Origin of the sequence: Pedobacter caeni (assembly GCF_900129215.1) — a bacterium.
GTDB lineage: Bacteria > Bacteroidota > Bacteroidia > Sphingobacteriales > Sphingobacteriaceae > Pedobacter > Pedobacter caeni.
The window spans coordinates 212,149-229,827 of record NZ_FQUQ01000007.1 but is presented as its reverse complement, the minus strand read 5'-3'; the positions used below and the strand labels follow the sequence as shown (position 1 = coordinate 229,827).

Genomic DNA, 17,679 nt, shown 5'->3' with positions numbered 1-17,679 from the left:
TGCACCGGCCATTCTTAAAAAATATGCTTATTGAAGATTTCCCATTTTCACCATTTGCAGGCTCTCGAAAACCATACGCTGGTTGTACTCAAAAGCCAGGTTTTTGTGATTTACAAGGTCGATGATCGTTCCTATAAAACATAAACCCACAGTAAAGAAGTACAAAACTCCCATTCCAATCTGGTTGACAAGGAAACGGGGCAATCCGGGAACAAAAAATCCCAGGATACAATAAAGTACCATATCATCCGGATTTCTTCTTTTACTTCCGTAGATCATTAAAAATCCCCTCAATTGTTGTTCACTAAATCCTGTAGTTGCAGTCTGCAAGTACGAATATTCCTGGGGTGTGATACCCGGCAATGACATAAATGGTGAATCAAACATATCTTTCCTCCTTATATTTTAATTTTCTGTTATTAATTATTCTTCTGTTAACCAACTCTACTATTCTATGAAAAATGATCATCAGTGCCGGAATTCCAAACCAGTGCTGTTCCAGGCTCTCCCTTACATTTCCATGGAAAAGATGGGTGATTGCTCTTCCAATTCCGCATCCCGGACACCAGTCAAAACCCATATTTGCCAATGGGCAAAGTGTAAAATGATGAACATGCCCATGTTGTACCGGTTCTGCTGTTGCCAGCAATACCAAAGCCGTGATCCAAAAGATCAGTTCAACAGGTATGCGGTGTATCATTTTCATCTATAGGCTTTCTTTTATACTGAACCATCCGGTTCCACGATCCTTTTTTATTTTAGATTGATTAATAGGTACTTTGTTACATTTATGCTCATCATAAATCTTACCTTTGCATAGTGAACATCCGCGACCTGATTAATAGATACAAAACAGATGAGCGCATTGTAGCATTGGCAAAAGCCCTCAACGCGGGCAAAGGTAACAAACTTCAGCTAAAAGGTTTAGTTGGTTCTGCTGATGCAACAATTGCAATAGCTACTTATTTCCTGTTACACAAGCCCCTTTTATTTATTCTCCCGGATCGGGAAGAAGCTTCTTATTTTATGGCCGATCTGGAAAGTATCCTCGACAAAGAGGTCCTGCTTTTCCCATCCTCCTTCCGTAAAGCTTTTGAATTTACGCAGGTAGATACGGCCAATGTCCTTGCCAGGGCAGAGGTACTCAATGAACTCAATCACAACTCAGAGTATGGAAAAATCGTTGTAACCTATCCTGAAGCTTTGGCGGAGAAGGTCATCAACAGGACTGTCTTAGAGAAAAACACCCTGGAAATTGGTCTGAATGCAAAGCTTGGAATTGATTTTATCAATGAATTTCTCATTGATTATGCCTTCGAACGTACAGAATTTGTGTACGAACCCGGCCAATTCTCTATCAGGGGAGGAATTGTCGATATCTTTTCTTTCTCCCATGATCTCCCGTACCGGATAGAATTTTTCGGGGATATTGTAGAAAGCATCCGCACCTTCGAAATCGAAAGTCAGCTTTCTGTAGAGGATGTAAAAAATCTGACCATCATTCCTAATGTACAATCAAAATACCTGACAGAAAGCAATATCAGCCTGTTAGATTATATAGAAAAAGATACACAGCTTTGGTTTAAAGATGTAGAATTTAGTTTTGACATCGTCAAAGGCGGTTATAAAAAAGCCGTAGAGCTCTGGAGAGCACTTCCGGCAAAAGAAAAACAGGAAAATCAGGATTGGATAGATCCCAAATTCGCCTTTACAGATGAAAAAATGCTCGCAGATATGGTCCATGATTTCGCTCTTGTGGAATTTGGAAAACAGTTTTTCTATAAAACAGACCATGTTTTCTCTTTTGATACCAAGCCGCAACCATCCTTCAACAAAGATTTCAACCTGCTCATTCACAACTTAAAAGAGAATGAGAAACAAGGGGTCCACAATTATATTTTTAGTTCTTCTCCAAAACAGACAGAACGTTTATATGCCATTCTGGACGACATAGATAAGACCGCAAAGTTTACTCCGGTCAACATTCCGCTTAGAGAAGGTTTTCTAGATGCAGAGCAACAGGTTGCATTTTATACCGATCACCAGATCTTTGACCGTTTCTACAAATACAAGTTAAAAAGAGGATATCAGCGCAGTCAGGCCATTACCTTAAAGGAATTAAGAGACCTTAAGCCTGGCGATTTTGTCACACATATTGACCATGGGATTGGTAAATATGCCGGTCTGGAAAAAGTAGAAGTAAATGGCAAAACCCAGGAAATGATCCGTCTGGTGTATGCAGACAATGACCTTTTATATGTCAACATCAACTCCCTGAACCGCATTGCAAAATATAGCGGTAAGGAGGGAACCCCACCCAAAATGAATAAACTGGGGACCGAGGCCTGGGACAAGCTCAAAAAAACTACTAAAAAAAAAGTTAAAGACATCGCCAGGGACCTGATTAAGCTCTATGCTTTACGGAAAACCCAGGTAGGTACCGCCTTTGATCCGGATGGTTATCTGGAAACTGAACTGGAGGCTTCATTTATTTATGAGGATACTCCTGATCAGGAAAAAGCAACCATGGACGTGAAAAGAGACATGGAAGCACCTCATCCAATGGACAGACTCGTTTGTGGAGATGTTGGTTTCGGAAAAACAGAAATTGCCATCAGAGCGGCCTTTAAAGCGGTTGCCAATGGAAAACAAGCGGCAGTATTGGTGCCAACCACCATCCTTGCTTTACAGCATTTTAAGACCTTTTCAGGCCGTTTAAAAGAGTTTCCATGTAATGTCGATTATATCAACCGTTTTAAAACGAATAAACAGATCAAGGATACCCTTGCCTTACTGGCAGAAGGAAAGGTCGACATCATCATTGGCACGCACCGCCTGTTGAGTAAAGATGTAAAATTCAAAGACCTGGGCATCATGATCATTGATGAGGAACAAAAATTCGGGGTAACCTCAAAAGAAAAACTGAGGGTACTGAGGGCAAACGTGGATACCTTAACCTTAACGGCAACCCCCATCCCAAGGACCTTGCATTTCTCTCTGATGGGAGCCAGGGACCTTTCCATCATGAGTACGCCACCACCTAACAGACAGGCCGTGAATACAGAACTTCATGTATTTAATGACAAACTGATTCAGGAAGCCGTACAATTTGAGCTGGACCGGGGCGGACAGGTATTTTTTATCCATAACCGGGTAAACGATCTGCCACAGCTGGGAGGATTAATTCAGCGGCTGGTTCCCAAAGCGCGGATAGGTATTGCTCACGGTCAGCTGGATGGAGATGCACTTGAAGATGTCATGTTGGATTTCATTAACGGGGAGAAAGATGTGCTCGTTGCAACAACCATTATTGAAGCCGGACTGGACATTCCAAATGCCAATACCATTATCATCAACCATGCCCATATGTTCGGTCTGAGTGATCTGCACCAGATGCGGGGCAGGGTAGGACGATCCAATAAAAAAGCATTCTGTTACCTGCTGAGTCCTCCTTTATCTACCCTGACCTCTGAAGCCAGAAAAAGGCTGAGTGCAATAGAAGAGTTTTCAGACCTTGGAAGCGGCTTTAATATCGCGATGAGGGATTTAGACATCCGGGGTAGCGGAAATCTCTTAGGAGCGGAGCAAAGTGGCTTCATTGCTGAGATAGGTTTCGAGATGTATCACAAAATTCTGGACGAAGCCATTCAGGAACTGAAAGAAGATGAATTCAAGGATTTGTTCAAAAATGAACCTACCCGTCCTTTTGTGACCTTCACACAGGTGGATACTGATCTTGAACTGTTCATCCCTGATGACTATGTGACCAATATTACAGAAAGATATAACCTTTATACAGAACTCTCCAAACTGGAGAACGAAGAACAGCTAAAAACCTTTGAAAGTGCGCTAAAGGACCGTTTCGGACCCGTTCCAAAGCCTGTAAAGACCATGCTGAACGTATTGCGTCTGCAATGGGTGGCAAGAAAACTGGCTTTCGAAAAACTGAGCTTCAAAAAAGGGGTATTAAGGGGCTATTTTATTGCAGATAAGCAATCTGCTTTTTTTGATTCCACGATGTTCAATCAAATTTTGCACTTTGCACAAATGCACCCCCGGATCTGCAACTTAAAAGAGGTGAAAAACTCTTTGCGCATTGCTTTTGAAAACCTGAATACAGTGGATGAGGCAGTAGAGATGCTGGGTATGGTTGCCAAATAAACGATAAAGATGATGAATCCTCAAATATTAAATGACCTGGTGACCATGCAGATGCCTTTTGGTAAATACAAAGGAAGGATCATCTGTGACCTTCCTGAATCGTATCTGATCTGGTTTCATACCAAGGGATTCCCTCCGGGCAAGCTTGGAGAAATGCTGGGTACTTTATACGAGATCAAGTTAAATGGACTGGAATACTTATTACAACCCTTAAGAAGAAAGTAAAAATTATATTAAGAAAATATTATTCCAAACACGTACATTCACTTACTCGTAGCACCTGCTATTCCTCATTAATAAAAGCCTTAACCATTTCCTTTTCCAAGTTGAATTATCCTCCGTACCTGGCCCGATATTGACTTGTACTGAGTCCACGGTAAGTCCACAGTGAGTCCACGTCAAGTCCACGTTTTTACGGTAAAAGCCGGACACAGTATGGACCTGGTATGGAGTAGCTCTGGATTCAGTCCGGACCATACCCTAACTTAACCCGAACCAGGGTTAACCAAAGGTTAAATTCAGTTTAGCTTTTCTACCTGAGTGCTCAGTACAAAATAAGATATAAATAGGCATATACGACAGGGGCCGCAATCAAAAGTCCATCAAAACGGTCAAGAAAACCTCCATGTCCTGGCAGGATGTTTCCTGAATCTTTGGCATTAAGGCTTCTTTTAAGCATTGATTCGACCAAATCCCCCAGGGTTCCAAAGCTGGAAATCAGAATAGCCATTCCTCCCCATGCCCATATGGGCAACTCTGTGAAGAAAATAGAAAGGACATAAGCAACCACAAGACTCGTAAAAATCCCTCCAAAAAAACCTTCCCATGATTTCTTAGGTGAATGGCGTTCAAATAACCTTGTTTTTCCGAATTTAGAACCGAAAAGATAGGCTCCGGTATCATTTGCCCAAAGCATCAGCATGAAAGCCAATGGCAAATGGAAGCTATATTCCGTAGCATGACCAATAAACCCAAGGGAATAAAAGAAACAAAAAGGTACGGTCACATACATAAATCCTACAAAAGTATAGGAGATGTTGGCAAAGGGAATTTTTTCTTTTTTATACAGTTCACTGATAAATACAGAGAAGATCAGCGGTACTAAAAGGAGTAAGAATTTAGTTTCAAATTTTAAGACATGATAACCTGCAGTCATCAGGAAGATCAGTGTTGCGGCAATTAACGCAATATTACGGTGTGGCCGTATCCCTGCTGTTTTAATCAGTTTAAAGAATTCAAGCAAGGCGCCGAGACTGAGCAACAAGTAAAATACAGAAAAGACATAAGGGCCCAGAAACATGGAACCTAACATCACAATGGTAAAAAAGAAAGCGGTAATTGCTCTGGTCTTCATGTTGATAGCGTATTTTAAACAATATTATTTTCTTTGATATAAGCGGCTGCTTTATCAAAATTATCGGGATGTACTAAAATATGGATCATTCCAAAGGTTTGATAGGAAGAGTCCCTTTGGTTCATCACCACCGCAGCAATATCACTCTCAAGTAATCCTTGTTTTAGAATTTCAGCAGCTAAAACATCTTCAGTACTAAAAACTTTTATCCAGTTGTTCTCCATCATCTTTTGATGCTTTATTTTTAAAATATTTAAATATCAGAAAGGTTAAAACCACACTGATGATATAACCATACCATTGAAAATAGGTTGTTTTATCTGATTCAGACAAAGGTATATTGTTTTTTTGCATATACCATGCTGCGGTAACTGCATAAGCATTATTTAAAAAATGGGCAAAGATGGAATACCATAAGCTCTTCGTCCAGAAATAAATATAGCCAAAACCTGCTCCCAATAAAAAGCGCGGTAAAAATCCATAAAACTGGATATGAATGGCACTAAATACAAAAGCTGCCACCCAGATTGCCAGATGAGGGTTGTTGAACATTCTTCCCAATGATCTTTGGATTGCTCCTCTGAACATTAACTCTTCAGACACCGCTGGCAATACTGCTATCAATGCAATATTAAGCAGGTAAGTGCCGATATGATCCATTTTTAAGAGTGCTTCAGTAGTTGCCATTGCCGCATCTTCCTGAGTTTTCATCCAATGTTCCAGAGGTTTCAAAAACCCTGGCAAGACCATTTTCTGATTGAGCTGCATACTGAATTCCAGAATAGGCATAGAAACAGCCATAATGCCAATGACCAATAAGACCATTGTTGTTTTTGGTGGTTTAAATCCATAAAAAACAGTTGTTCTTTTTCCTTCCCCCAATGCGAGGAATAAGGCCGGGGCCAGAAATAATCCGATCTGTTGTAAAGAAATCATTACCCGGTTAACCGATACGAATTTTGGATCAGTAGTCAGCAGCCAATCCGAATTCATAAACTCGCCGTACATAAAATATAAAACCACAAGGGCAAGGATTGAACTTACAAATACACCTGCTATGGCATACAAACCAAGGCTAAGTAATTGTAGGTAAGGACTTTTTTCAGGTCTTTCGCTTTCTGTCAAATTCATTATTTGTAATATTTGTACCTTTGTCCCTAGAATTTTGGTTTGAAGATAGAAAAATGTCTGTAAAGATAGGAAATATTGATCTGGGAGCGTTCCCTTTATTGCTTGCACCGATGGAAGATGTAAGTGATCCGCCGTTTCGTTTTGTTTGTAAACAAAGCGGGGTGGACATGATGTATACGGAGTTTATCTCTTCTGAGGGCTTGATCAGGGATGCTGCAAAAAGCAGGGCGAAACTGGATATTTTCGAATATGAGCGTCCTATTGGCATCCAGATTTTTGGAAGCGAAATAGACCACATGCGTGAAGCTACAGAAATTGCAACGATGGCTGGTCCGGATCTGATGGACATCAATTATGGTTGCCCGGTTAAAAATGTGGCTTGTCGCGGGGCGGGATCTGCTTTACTTCAGGACATAGACAAAATGGTAAAGATGACTGAAGCAGTCGTAAAAGCAACTCATTTACCAGTCACCGTCAAAACCCGTTTAGGCTGGGATGATACCACTAAAAATGTAGAGGAAGTGGCAGAACGGCTGCAGGACATTGGTATCCAGGCACTGACCATTCATGGCAGAACCAGGGCACAATTGTATAAAGGGGCCGCCGACTGGACCTTAATTCGCGAAATCAAAAGAAATCCAAGAATAAAAATTCCTATTTTCGGTAATGGGGATGTAGATAGCATTCAAAAAGCAGCAGATTGGCGGTTGGAGTACGAAGTAGATGGAATTATGATTGGAAGGGCTGCAATTGGCTATCCATGGATATTCCGTGAGATCAGACATTTTTTCAATACTGGTGAAATCCTGCCTGGCCCAACTGTAGAAGAGCGTGTAAATGTATGCAGGACGCATTTTGAGAAATCAATTGCCTGGAAAGGCCCCAAAGTAGGAGTGTTTGAAATGAGAAGACATTATTCCAATTACTTTAAAGGTCTTCCTGATTTTAAACCCTATAGAATGTTATTAGTCAAAGAAGATAACATTGAAATTATTCATAGTATATTAGACGAAGTGGCAGACAAATATCAGCATATTTACCCCGATGGTGAAATGGCTTGATTTTTGAAAAACATTTCCTAAATAAAAGTTAAAAATGGTTACAGCAATCACACAGGGGATCAAAATATCGGTAGAAACCATGTATCAGGATGAATATTCAAATCCTGGCAATGAGCATTTTATGTTTGCTTACCGCATTACTATTGAAAATTTATCAGATTATTCTATACAACTGATGAGACGTCAATGGTTTATTTTTGATTCCAATGGCACAGAGAGAGAAGTAGAAGGAGAGGGTGTAGTAGGTCTTCAGCCCGTAATGGAGCCTGGTGAAAGTCATACTTATGTATCAGGATGTCATTTAAGTACAGATATGGGAGCCATGAGCGGTAATTACCTCATGCACCGTATGATGGATGATACTGATTTTACGGTAGATATTCCTGAGTTTAACCTGATTGTACCTTACAGGCTTAATTAATATTTATTTCTTCCAAATAACATAGAGGCATAATAGATCAGATTGGCCAATGAGCCTAAAGCTGCAACGACATAGGTCATGGCTGCCCACCAAAGTGCATCCTTGGCCTGTTTGTTTTCTTCTACGGTATGCATTACCCCGTTGTTATTCTTTAACCAGATCAGCGCCCTTCTGCTGGCATCAAACTCAACGGGTAAGGCAATCACACTAAATAAGGTAAGTAAGGCCAGCCCTGCCACTCCTATACTCAATACGACAGGATTACCGGTGAATCCAATGAGCAATACACCAACAATTAATACCCACTGCAATAAAGTAGACGATATACTCACCACAGGAACCATATTAGTCCTCAGTTGTAACCAATGGTAGGATTTGGATTGTTGTACGGCGTGTCCACATTCGTGAGCAGCCACAGCCGCTGCTGCTACACTTCTTCCATGGTAAACATCTGTACTTAAATTGACTGTTTTATCTTCCGGATTATAATGATCGGAGAGCTGACCATCAGTGCTCATCACCCTCACATCGTAGATGCCGTTGTCGTGCAACATCTTTTCTGCCACTTCTTTTCCTGAAAATCCCGAACTCAAGTGCATTTCAGTATACTTTGAAAACTTATTTCTAAACTTCCATTGCACGAACATGCTAATAAGTAATATCGGGACTATTAAAAATAAATAAGTTCCCATTTCCGTAGTGTATGTTTTTCAAAATATTCAAATCAAAAAGCGCGCCTAATTTATCCTCTCCTAAAAAATAATGATAAATTTAAGTTATGAAAACCTCCATATCTTACTGGGAAAAGCAACATTTCTTCACTTATGATGTGATCATCATAGGTAGCGGAATTGTGGGCCTGAATGCGGCAGTCACTATAAAATCTAAAAATCCAAAAGCAAGTGTAGCTATACTTGAAAGGGGGTTCTTACCTTCTGGTGCCAGTACAAAAAATGCCGGATTTGCTTGTTTTGGGAGTATTTCTGAATTGATAGAACAAGAGAAAAACAGCGGTACAGCCTTACTTTATGAACTGATAGAAAGGAGATGGAAAGGGCTGTTGAAACTACGTAAACTATTAGGAGATGATTCACTTTCTTATCATAATTATGGTGGTTATGAATTATTTAAAAAGACAGATCAGCAATTGACTGAGCTATGTGTATCCAAAATCAGCCACTTTAATGAATTGATTAAAGACATCGTTGGCCAGGAAAACACCTTTAGAACAGCCAATTCAAAAATCAGCTCTTTTGGATTGGCCGATACAGAAGTTTTAATAGAAAATCAGCTGGAAGCACAGATAAATACGGGAAAAATGATGAAAGCATTGATCCAAAAAGCAGCAGGTTCCGGTGTGATGGTTTACAACAATTGCGAAGTTAATGACCTTCGGGAAGAAGAAAATAATCAGGTACTGGTTAGCAATCATGGAAACTTTAAAGCCAAACACGTACTCCTGAGTACCAATGCTTTTGTAAAACACCTGATTCCGGACCTGGATGTGGTTCCCGGCCGGGGTCAGGTGATCCTTACAAACACGATCCCAAACTTAAAGATAAAAGGTACTTTCCATTACGATAAAGGCTATTATTATTTTAGAAATATAGACAACAGGATACTGCTTGGTGGTGGGCGTAATCTGAATTTTAAGGGCGAAGAAACCACTCTCTTTGGAAGTACAACACTCATCCAGGATGCCCTTAAAACTTTGTTAAAAGAAGTTATCCTACCACATACCCCATTTAAAATTGAACAGAGCTGGAGCGGCATCATGGCTTTTGGTCATGATATTTATCCTATTGTTAAAGCTATCCGGCCTGGTGTTTTTTGTGCGGTAAGGTGCAATGGGATGGGGATTGCTATGGGGAGTCAGACTGGCGAAGATGCTGCAAATCTGATTTTGCCTTTCTTATAATTTTTGCTAAATCTACTTGCAGGATCATTTTTATTTTTCGACTTTTGATAAAAATATTAGCATGGAAACAGCAATAATCATTTTATTGATCATAATATTAGTAACACTAATTGTCTTATATTTAAAAAAGCCGGCAGCAGATAATAACCACATTGCACTGTTGGATTTAAAGGAAGCGGAACATCAAAAATCTGTAAACTGGCTGAAAGAAGAAAAATTGCGCCTGGAAGATGAGTTGAATGACCTTCGCAGTAATTTTCTTTTCGAACGCAGCAGGGTCATCAAAGCTGAAGAAACCGTCAATGCTCAAAGAGAAAAACAAGCAGAGCAGGAGCAATATATTACTGAACTGCAGCAACGCTTCAAACTGGAATTTGAAAACATTGCCAATAAAGTCCTGGACGAGAAGACAGCTAAATTTACAGAGCAGAACAGAACCAATCTGGATATCATCTTAAATCCATTAAAAGAAAACATCAAAGCTTTTGAAGAAAAGGTAGACAAAGTTTACAAGTCAGAATCTGATGAACGCAACATCCTGAAAGGCGTAATTTCCCAATTGATGGATCAAAGCAAGCAGATTCAGGAAGATGCAAATAACCTGACCAAAGCGCTTAAAGGAGATTCAAAAAAACAGGGGAACTGGGGCGAAGTGATCCTTGAACGTGTACTGGAACGCTCTGGTTTAATTAAGGATAGGGAATACCGGATACAAACCAGCATGAGCTCTTCAGAGGGTAGCAGGATGCAACCGGATGTGATCATTGACCTTCCGGATGATAAACATGTGATCGTCGATTCTAAGGTCTCCCTGGTTGCTTACGAACGTTTGGTTACGGCAGAGCATGATGAGGACCGGGATACTTATCTAAAGCAACATATTATTTCCATAAAAAGCCATATTCAGGGCCTTTCCGGAAAAAACTATCATGATCTTTATGAGATTAACTCTCCGGATTTTGTATTGCTTTTTATCCCTATTGAATCTTCTTTTGGCATTGCAGTTCAACAGGATGCAGAACTCTTCAATTATGCATGGGACAGAAAAGTAGTGATCGTTAGCCCATCTACGCTGCTGGCCACCTTACGCACCATCGCCAGCATCTGGAAACAGGAAAGACAAAACAGAAATGTGCTGGAAATTGCACGTTTAAGCGGGAGTATGTACGATAAATTTGTAGGTTTCTTAACAGATATGGAAAGTATTGGACGCAACATCAGACAAAGTCAGGATGCGTACGATAAAGCCTTGAATAAGCTTTCAACCGGGACTGGAAATCTTTCCAGTACTTCTGAAAAGATCAAAAAATTAGGTGCCAAAGCTACAAAGCAGATTGACACCAAATTTTTAGATCCTTTACTGGCCGAAGAGGATGGCCTATAGTTTAAATGCGTTCCATCCCTGTGCTTTCAATTCATGAACAACACTGGATTTGGAAATCATTTTACAACCTGAATTTTTATCTGTGATGTGTCCGATGATACTGATGTCCAGGTCATTTTTTAACTTGGCATAATCATCCTGCTTAATGGTAAACAGCAATTCATAATCTTCCCCACCATTCAGCGCACAAACAGTTGGATCTAATCCCAGCTCACGTGCAGTTTCATAAGTCATGGGATCAATTGGAATTTTCTCTTCATAAATGGTACATCCCTTTTCTGATTGCTGGCAAATGTGCATGATTTCAGAGGCCAAACCATCCGAAACATCAATCATCGCAGTAGGAATAATTTCCATTTGAGCAAGCAAATCTACTATATCTCTTCGTCCTTCAGGCTTCAGCTGACGTTCAATGATATAGTCTTTTCCTTCCAGATCAGGCTGAATATTAGGGTTTTCCAGAAAAATTTGTTTTTCTCTTTCCAGAATCTGTAATCCCACATAAGCACCTCCCAAATCACCGGAAACACATAAAAGATCACCTTCCTGTGCACCGTTTCTATAGACGATGTCTTTCTTTTCTGCATAACCAATACTGGTTACACTGATTACTAAGCCTTGTTTGCTGGTGGAGGTATCTCCGCCAATCAAATCTATATTGAATTTATTGCAGGCAAGGTCTATTCCTTTATAGATTTCTTCCACAGCTTCCAGGGGAAATTTACTTGAAATCCCTATAGAAACGGTAATTTGAGTAGCAATACCATTCATGGCATAGATGTCACTCAAATTTACCTGCACAGCTTTAAAACCTAAATGCATTAAGGGTACATAAGCCAGGTCAAAATGGATGCCTTCCAGCAATAAATCTGTAGAAATCAACACTTCTTTATCCTTAAAACTCAATACTGCAGCATCATCACCAACTCCTTTTATACTGCTTTCATGTCTGATCTTGAAATTTTCGGTCAGGTGTTTAATCAGACCAAATTCTCCAAGTTCTGCAATATCGGTACGCTCTTTATTCTCAAACATATTTTTATCTTCTTAATTTTTCTTCTCATTTTACAATACCCAGGGGTATTTGTATCCTGCAGAATTTTTATAAACCCAATGCTGCGGAAATTTCCAGCATTCTTTCAATCGGTTTTCTTGCTTTAACAATGATATCCGCTGGTACAGTTACTTCAGGAGAGCCATTTTTTAAGCATAAATACAACTTCTCCAGGGTATTTCTTTTCATATACGGACATTCATTACAAGCACAACTATTATTTGGTGGCGCAGGAATAAAGGTTTTCGTTGGGTTTGCCTTCTCCATCTGGTGAATGATCCCACTTTCCGTGGCCACAATAAATTCCTGTGCATCACTATTGATGCTGTATTTCAGTAATCCTGTGGTCGATCCAATATAATCGGCCATTTGTAATACTGCTTCCTCACATTCCGGATGGGCAATAAATTTGGCATTTGGATGACGTTCTTTCAATTTCGTGATCTTCTCTCTTGAAAATATTTCGTGCACCATACAGGCTCCGTTCCAAAGGACTAAATCGCGGCCTGTTTTTTTAGCCACCCAGGCACCTAAATTTTTATCAGGACCAAAAATGATCTTTGTATCCTTCGGAAGACTTTCTACAATCTGTACCGCATTGGTAGAGGTACAAACAATATCGCTCAAAGCCTTCAGCTCAGCAGTACAATTCACATAAGTGATCACTACATGATCAGGATATTTTTCTTTAAACTTCCTGAACAAATGTGGCGGACAACTATCAGCCAGAGAGCAGCCGGCTTTGAAGTCCGGAAGCAACACTTTTTTGTCAGGAGAAAGAATCTTCGCCGTCTCCGCCATAAAATGTACTCCAGCAAACACAATCACCTCGGCATCAGTTCTTGCAGCTTCTTGCGAAAGGCCTAAACTATCCCCAATGTAATCTGCAATATCCTGAATATCAGGGTCTTGGTAGTAGTGTGCGAGTACAATTGCGTTTTTCTCTTTTTTTAATTTTTCGATTTCCAGAAAAAGATCAAGTGTCGGATCGATCTTTTCATCAACAAAACCTTTTCTATTTAATTCCTCTAAGGTATCCATTTTCAACAGTTCAATAAATTATAATTATTTAATATAAATAGATTTCTATTGTTTATTAGTGTGTTAATAACGTTTGTAAAAAACTTTTTTTTAGTCGATTATTTGAGTTATTAATAAGTTATCCACATTTATGTGACTTTTTTATGATAAATACTGCCTGATTTACAGCATTATATTTTTTCCCTCCAAAACTTATCCATACAAATATGTTTATTCTTAATGTGTGTGTAAAAAGTTAATAAACTATGCAAAGTTGCTCAAAAATAACTTAAAATATTGTGGCAAATTGCCTTTTTAGCTTAGATTTAAACATTCAAAATTATTTGTTCTAAATGTTTAGACAAGAAATTAACAATTATATCAACGTTGTTAACAAAGTAACGGAAATAGCTTTAATTCAATGAGAAAAGTAGATTTTTTAGTAATAGGGTCGGGTATTGCGGGTTTAAGCTTTGCATTAAAAGCAGCTCAGCATGGTAAGGTATTAATCGTTACAAAATCAAACGAGGATGAGTCAAATACAAAATATGCCCAGGGCGGTGTAGCTGTTGTTGTGGATAAAGATGATTCGTTTGAAAAACATATCGAAGATACGTTAATTGCGGGAGATGGGCTGTGTGACAGAGAGATAGTGGAAATTGTGGTGAAAGAGGGGCCCCAAAGAATTCAGGAAATCATCGATTATGGGATAAATTTCGATAAAGATCAGACGGGAGTTTATGACCTGGCAAAAGAAGGAGGACACTCAGAACACCGCGTTTTGCACTATAAAGATGTCACAGGTTACGAGATTGAGAGTGTGTTATTAAAACAGATTCATGAGAACAAAAACATAGAGATATTAACACATTACTTCTGTTTAGAGTTAATTACTCAGCACCATTTGGGGCATCATGTGGATAAGAGTTCTGAAGATATCCACTGTTACGGTATATATGCCTTTAACACAGAGCTTAACGATGTGGAAAAGATCTTAGCTAATGTGACTATCATGGCTTCCGGTGGAGCGGGACATGTGTATAGCAGCACGACAAACCCTGTAATTGCTACAGGAGATGGAATGGCGATGGTGTACCGTGCAAAAGGAAAAGTAAGGAATATGGAATTTATTCAGTTTCACCCGACTGCTTTATACAATCCAGGAGAGTATCCTGCCTTTCTGATTTCGGAAGCTGTACGTGGTTTCGGAGGAGTGTTGAGGAGGAAAAACGGGGATGAATTTATGTATGAATATGACAAGCGTGGTTCCCTTGCACCAAGAGATATTGTGGCCAGAGCGATCGATTCTGAGATGAAAAAATCGGGAGAAGACTTCGTTTATCTGGACATTACCAATCGCAAAAAGAGCGATATTTTAGCTCATTTCCCGAACATTTATGCCAAGTGTCTATCTATAGGTATAGACATGACTAAGGATTTAATACCGGTTACACCAGCAGCTCATTATATGTGTGGCGGAATTTTGGTAGATGAATACGGCAGATCTTCGATCAAAAATTTATATGCTTGCGGGGAATGTTCTTCCACAGGGCTTCATGGTGCAAACCGTTTGGCTTCAAATTCTCTATTGGAAGCACCCGTTTTTGCACACCGCATTTATCAGGATGCCGTAAATGTTTTTAAAAATAGTGTCATTCCAGATGACATTCCGGAATGGGATGCCAATGGGGTTACCCAGACAGATGAGGATATTTTAGTGACCCATAACCTGAGGGAAACTCAGAAATTAATGAGTGATTATGTAGGAATTGTACGCTCAGATTTTAGATTAGACCGGGCGATGAGACGTCTGTTTTTACTTCATGAAGAGACAGAAGATTTTTATAAAGCGAATAAAGTTTCGGTAAAACTTTGTGAGTTGCGCAACGTCATCCAGGTAGCATATATCGTAATCAAGTCTGCCAAGGCGAGAAAAGAAAGCAGAGGTTTGCATTTTACTACCGATTATCCTAACCATTCAGAACAATTAACAGATACAATTTTTTAGATCATGCCAGTTATATTACCAGTTAAAGATAAACATCCTAAATGGGATGAGAATTGTTTTATTGCCCCAAATGCCACCATTGTGGGTGACGTTGTAATGGGTAAAAATTGCTCCGTATGGTTTAATGCGGTGATCAGGGGTGATGTAAACAGCATTACGATCGGTGATGATAGTAATATACAGGATGGGGCAGTGATCCATGCAACCTATCTGAAAGCTGCCACTGTGATCGGAAACAGGGTCTCTGTAGGGCATAATGCGATCGTTCATGGTTGTATCCTCAAAGACCATATTTTGGTGGGTATGGGCGCAATTATTATGGACAATGCGGTAGTGGAACCCTATTGTATCATTGCTGCAGGAGCTGTTGTTTTAGAAAATACGCATTGCGAAACAGGTTACATTTATGCCGGAACTCCCGCAAAAAAAATAAAGCCCATTACTGAAGAGCAACGGGCTTTATTAAATAAATTACCAGATAATTATATCATGTATTCCGACTGGTTCAGGTAATACCTATTCTTTAGGAATCGTAATGGTTTCGTTTCTTTCCCAAAGGGCTCTTATCGAGAGTTCCTTTGGTTCATTCCAGATTTTTTCCGGTTGGCGCTTTTCCGCCACACTTCCGGTATCCCATCTTCCGTTTTTGTTGTTGTCATAAATGATTCTTATGAAGTATTTGCCGGCCTTATAATTTGCAAATCTTGCCGTGGTATCCTGGGTAATGACCATGGTATTGACCGCATTTTTGTTGGCGTCAATGATTTCAACAATATAACTTTTGTTCTTTTCAGGAGGGACAATCTTCACAATTAAACTCCCGTAATCATCCTTACTTCCAAGTTTAAAATCCTTTAAAAACTCTTTATTTTTCGTATTAAATATGGCGGTGAACGTACCGGCTCCAAACTTAAGCTGGTAAGGTTTCTTGACACGCCATGGATACTTTATATAGTAAGATAGAAAGTCTGAACTGTCTTTTTCAAGGGTAAAATTCTTTCTGTCCACCGAGTCTTCCAGCAATGTTATTTTACTGGCATCGGCGCTGGTGATCGGAAAATTGAAAGTGAGTTTTAAAGATTTGTTAGGATTTAAAGTACGGTCCTCGAGGTTGTCTGCAGCAGATAATACCCGGTTATAAGTTTCTTTTTTACCCCTGGTGAGGGTGCTGGACTGCAGTAATTTTCCCTGTTCTTTCAGACTTACTTTAGTTGAATCAAATGACATATCTGTTAGCCACATCTTCAGTGAGTCGTTGTTTTTACTAAATTTAGTATACTTTGTTGCATCCAGTGCAGCTGGTTCCATGATGGTAACTTCAGGCTTTTTCAGTTTTTGATTGAGTGCAAAACTAATGCTTCCGTCTGCATTTATCCGTCGGTCAAGAATCCGGAATGCAGTCGCATCCTCCTTGAAAACACTCATGTTCATCGTGTCCAGATTTTGCTTCAGAACAATCGAATCCTTTAAAAAGCCAATTTCATCTGTGCTTTGCTGATAGATTTTATCACCACCTTTTTCTTTTAGTGCATATAGTTTATAGGTGCCTTCCCTTAAATTGTTCAGGCTATAATTACCACTACTGTCTGTAAGGGTATAGATGGAAGGTCTGGATTTTCCAACAATGGTATCTCTTTCTATAGGTACAATAAAAGCAACAGCTTCGATTTCGGGTTCACCTGTAGTTGAATTGGTGATCTTTCCTTTGATGCTAAGGGAATCCAGTTTTGGACCTGTAGAAAAAACATAGGAAAAATTTTTGAGTACATTACTCTCATTAATGTCGGCAATGGCTTTACCAAAATTTAAAGTGTAAGTGGTGTTTTTTTCAAGACTGTCTGTAAAAGATATCTCCAGAACTTTTCCTTTTGTTTTTAAAGATGGTGCTATTTTCAGTTCCGGAGAAATCGAAAATTCTTTGAACTCACTCTGAAGCTTAAAATATTCGTCGAATTCTATTGTGATTTTTTTTGCCTTAAAATTTGTTGTTAAATTTTTAGGTTCCATTTTTAAAACCTTGGGTGGAGTCGTATCACGGGGTCCGCCCTGAGGTTGCTGGAAGCTCGCACAGCTATAAATCAAAGAAGTTAGCAGTAGGAGGGATGCAAAAAGCCGGAAGTTCGAAACAATGCTATTTTTGGCCATTTATATGCGCTGTGTTTAATTT

The 17,679-nt window shown here is 39.5% G+C and carries 17 protein-coding genes; 8 read left to right on the top strand and 9 right to left on the bottom strand.

The features are described from left to right. Positions 1-27: 27 nt before the first annotated feature. Both BUC20_RS29910 and BUC20_RS29905 read right to left on the bottom strand, forming a co-directional pair. The gene (locus BUC20_RS29910) at positions 28-387 is read right to left on the bottom strand and encodes a TM2 domain-containing protein (protein WP_084529424.1); all 360 of its coding nucleotides are present in this window, start codon (positions 385-387) and stop codon (positions 28-30) included. Next, entirely contained in the window at positions 380-706 is a 327-nt protein-coding gene (locus tag BUC20_RS29905; RefSeq protein ID WP_073237295.1) for a DUF2752 domain-containing protein, read from the bottom strand. The genes BUC20_RS29910 and BUC20_RS29905 overlap by 8 nt, the downstream gene beginning before the upstream one ends. A gap of 113 nt (positions 707-819) precedes the next feature. Between BUC20_RS29905 and mfd the strand changes: the two genes are divergently transcribed. Both mfd and BUC20_RS29895 read left to right on the top strand, forming a co-directional pair. Further along, a complete protein-coding gene (gene mfd / locus BUC20_RS29900; RefSeq protein ID WP_073237292.1) occupies positions 820-4,161 on the top strand; it encodes a transcription-repair coupling factor in 3,342 nt (1,113 codons plus the stop codon). Between the two features lie 12 nt (positions 4,162-4,173). Continuing rightward, complete coding sequence (locus BUC20_RS29895; RefSeq protein WP_200801108.1) at positions 4,174-4,386, top strand: DUF3820 family protein; 213 nt, start codon at positions 4,174-4,176, stop codon at positions 4,384-4,386. 319 nt (positions 4,387-4,705) lie between these two features. Here the strand turns inward: BUC20_RS29895 and BUC20_RS29890 are convergent, their stop codons facing one another. The 3 genes from BUC20_RS29890 to BUC20_RS29880 are packed head-to-tail and all read right to left on the bottom strand — an operon-like array spanning position 4,706 to position 6,646. Then, the gene (locus tag BUC20_RS29890; protein WP_073237286.1) at positions 4,706-5,515 is read right to left on the bottom strand and encodes a phosphatidate cytidylyltransferase; all 810 of its coding nucleotides are present in this window, start codon (positions 5,513-5,515) and stop codon (positions 4,706-4,708) included. Between the two features lie 14 nt (positions 5,516-5,529). Beyond that, the gene (locus BUC20_RS29885) at positions 5,530-5,742 is read right to left on the bottom strand and encodes a putative signal transducing protein (protein WP_200801101.1); all 213 of its coding nucleotides are present in this window, start codon (positions 5,740-5,742) and stop codon (positions 5,530-5,532) included. After that, on the bottom strand, positions 5,711-6,646 hold the full coding sequence (locus tag BUC20_RS29880) for a CPBP family intramembrane glutamic endopeptidase (RefSeq protein WP_073237281.1): 936 nt from the start codon (positions 6,644-6,646) through the stop codon (positions 5,711-5,713). The genes BUC20_RS29885 and BUC20_RS29880 overlap by 32 nt, the downstream gene beginning before the upstream one ends. Before the next feature lie 53 nt (positions 6,647-6,699). Between BUC20_RS29880 and dusB the strand changes: the two genes are divergently transcribed. After that, positions 6,700-7,707: a tRNA dihydrouridine synthase DusB gene (gene dusB, locus BUC20_RS29875; RefSeq protein ID WP_073237278.1), complete on the top strand. Its 1,008-nt coding sequence runs from the start codon at positions 6,700-6,702 to the stop codon at positions 7,705-7,707. Between the two features lie 34 nt (positions 7,708-7,741). After that, a complete protein-coding gene (gene apaG / locus BUC20_RS29870; protein ID WP_073237275.1) occupies positions 7,742-8,128 on the top strand; it encodes a Co2+/Mg2+ efflux protein ApaG in 387 nt (128 codons plus the stop codon). Here the strand turns inward: apaG and BUC20_RS29865 are convergent. Next, positions 8,125-8,820, bottom strand: coding sequence for a zinc metallopeptidase (locus BUC20_RS29865; RefSeq protein WP_073237272.1), 696 nt, complete (start codon positions 8,818-8,820; stop codon positions 8,125-8,127). The genes apaG and BUC20_RS29865 overlap by 4 nt on opposite strands. 86 nt (positions 8,821-8,906) lie before the next feature. On the opposite strand from BUC20_RS29865, the gene BUC20_RS29860 reads away from it, so the two are divergent. Both BUC20_RS29860 and BUC20_RS29855 read left to right on the top strand, forming a co-directional pair. Continuing rightward, positions 8,907-10,046, top strand: a complete 1,140-nt coding sequence (locus BUC20_RS29860; protein ID WP_073237270.1) for an NAD(P)/FAD-dependent oxidoreductase — start codon at positions 8,907-8,909, stop codon at positions 10,044-10,046. Positions 10,047-10,107: 61 nt separating this feature from the next. After that, positions 10,108-11,430, top strand: a complete 1,323-nt coding sequence (locus BUC20_RS29855) for a DNA recombination protein RmuC (RefSeq protein WP_073237645.1) — start codon at positions 10,108-10,110, stop codon at positions 11,428-11,430. Here the strand turns inward: BUC20_RS29855 and thiL are convergent. Beyond that, positions 11,425-12,465, bottom strand: coding sequence for a thiamine-phosphate kinase (gene thiL, locus BUC20_RS29850; protein WP_069378305.1), 1,041 nt, complete (start codon positions 12,463-12,465; stop codon positions 11,425-11,427). The genes BUC20_RS29855 and thiL overlap by 6 nt on opposite strands. 67 nt (positions 12,466-12,532) lie before the next feature. Continuing rightward, positions 12,533-13,525 carry a quinolinate synthase NadA gene (gene nadA / locus BUC20_RS29845; RefSeq protein ID WP_073237267.1) on the bottom strand — a complete coding sequence of 331 codons (993 nt, stop codon included), beginning with the start codon at positions 13,523-13,525 and terminating at the stop codon, positions 12,533-12,535. Positions 13,526-13,925: 400 nt separating this feature from the next. On the opposite strand from nadA, the gene nadB reads away from it, so the two are divergent. Continuing rightward, positions 13,926-15,512 carry an L-aspartate oxidase gene (gene nadB / locus BUC20_RS29840; protein ID WP_073237265.1) on the top strand — a complete coding sequence of 529 codons (1,587 nt, stop codon included), beginning with the start codon at positions 13,926-13,928 and terminating at the stop codon, positions 15,510-15,512. 3 nt (positions 15,513-15,515) lie between these two features. Then, complete coding sequence (locus BUC20_RS29835) at positions 15,516-16,025, top strand: gamma carbonic anhydrase family protein (protein ID WP_073237262.1); 510 nt, start codon at positions 15,516-15,518, stop codon at positions 16,023-16,025. A 3-nt stretch (positions 16,026-16,028) separates the two neighbouring features. On the opposite strand, the gene BUC20_RS29830 is transcribed toward BUC20_RS29835, so the two are convergent. Further along, positions 16,029-17,657, bottom strand: a complete 1,629-nt coding sequence (locus BUC20_RS29830; RefSeq protein ID WP_073237260.1) for an Ig-like domain-containing domain — start codon at positions 17,655-17,657, stop codon at positions 16,029-16,031. Between the last annotated feature and the right edge of the window lie 22 nt (positions 17,658-17,679).

Coding starts and splice junctions, on each gene's coding strand:
- BUC20_RS29910 (WP_084529424.1), bottom strand. CDS start 387: ATGTTTGATTCACCATTTATGTCATTGCCGGGTATCACACCCCAGGAA.
- BUC20_RS29905 (WP_073237295.1), bottom strand. CDS start 706: ATGAAAATGATACACCGCATACCTGTTGAACTGATCTTTTGGATCACG.
- BUC20_RS29895 (WP_200801108.1), top strand. CDS start 4,174: ATGAATCCTCAAATATTAAATGACCTGGTGACCATGCAGATGCCTTTT.
- BUC20_RS29890 (WP_073237286.1), bottom strand. CDS start 5,515: ATGAAGACCAGAGCAATTACCGCTTTCTTTTTTACCATTGTGATGTTA.
- BUC20_RS29885 (WP_200801101.1), bottom strand. CDS start 5,742: ATGATGGAGAACAACTGGATAAAAGTTTTTAGTACTGAAGATGTTTTA.
- BUC20_RS29880 (WP_073237281.1), bottom strand. CDS start 6,646: ATGAATTTGACAGAAAGCGAAAGACCTGAAAAAAGTCCTTACCTACAA.
- dusB (WP_073237278.1), top strand. CDS start 6,700: ATGTCTGTAAAGATAGGAAATATTGATCTGGGAGCGTTCCCTTTATTG.
- apaG (WP_073237275.1), top strand. CDS start 7,742: ATGGTTACAGCAATCACACAGGGGATCAAAATATCGGTAGAAACCATG.
- BUC20_RS29865 (WP_073237272.1), bottom strand. CDS start 8,820: ATGGGAACTTATTTATTTTTAATAGTCCCGATATTACTTATTAGCATG.
- BUC20_RS29860 (WP_073237270.1), top strand. CDS start 8,907: ATGAAAACCTCCATATCTTACTGGGAAAAGCAACATTTCTTCACTTAT.
- BUC20_RS29855 (WP_073237645.1), top strand. CDS start 10,108: ATGGAAACAGCAATAATCATTTTATTGATCATAATATTAGTAACACTA.
- thiL (WP_069378305.1), bottom strand. CDS start 12,465: ATGTTTGAGAATAAAGAGCGTACCGATATTGCAGAACTTGGAGAATTT.
- nadA (WP_073237267.1), bottom strand. CDS start 13,525: ATGGATACCTTAGAGGAATTAAATAGAAAAGGTTTTGTTGATGAAAAG.
- nadB (WP_073237265.1), top strand. CDS start 13,926: ATGAGAAAAGTAGATTTTTTAGTAATAGGGTCGGGTATTGCGGGTTTA.
- BUC20_RS29835 (WP_073237262.1), top strand. CDS start 15,516: ATGCCAGTTATATTACCAGTTAAAGATAAACATCCTAAATGGGATGAG.
- BUC20_RS29830 (WP_073237260.1), bottom strand. CDS start 17,657: ATGGCCAAAAATAGCATTGTTTCGAACTTCCGGCTTTTTGCATCCCTC.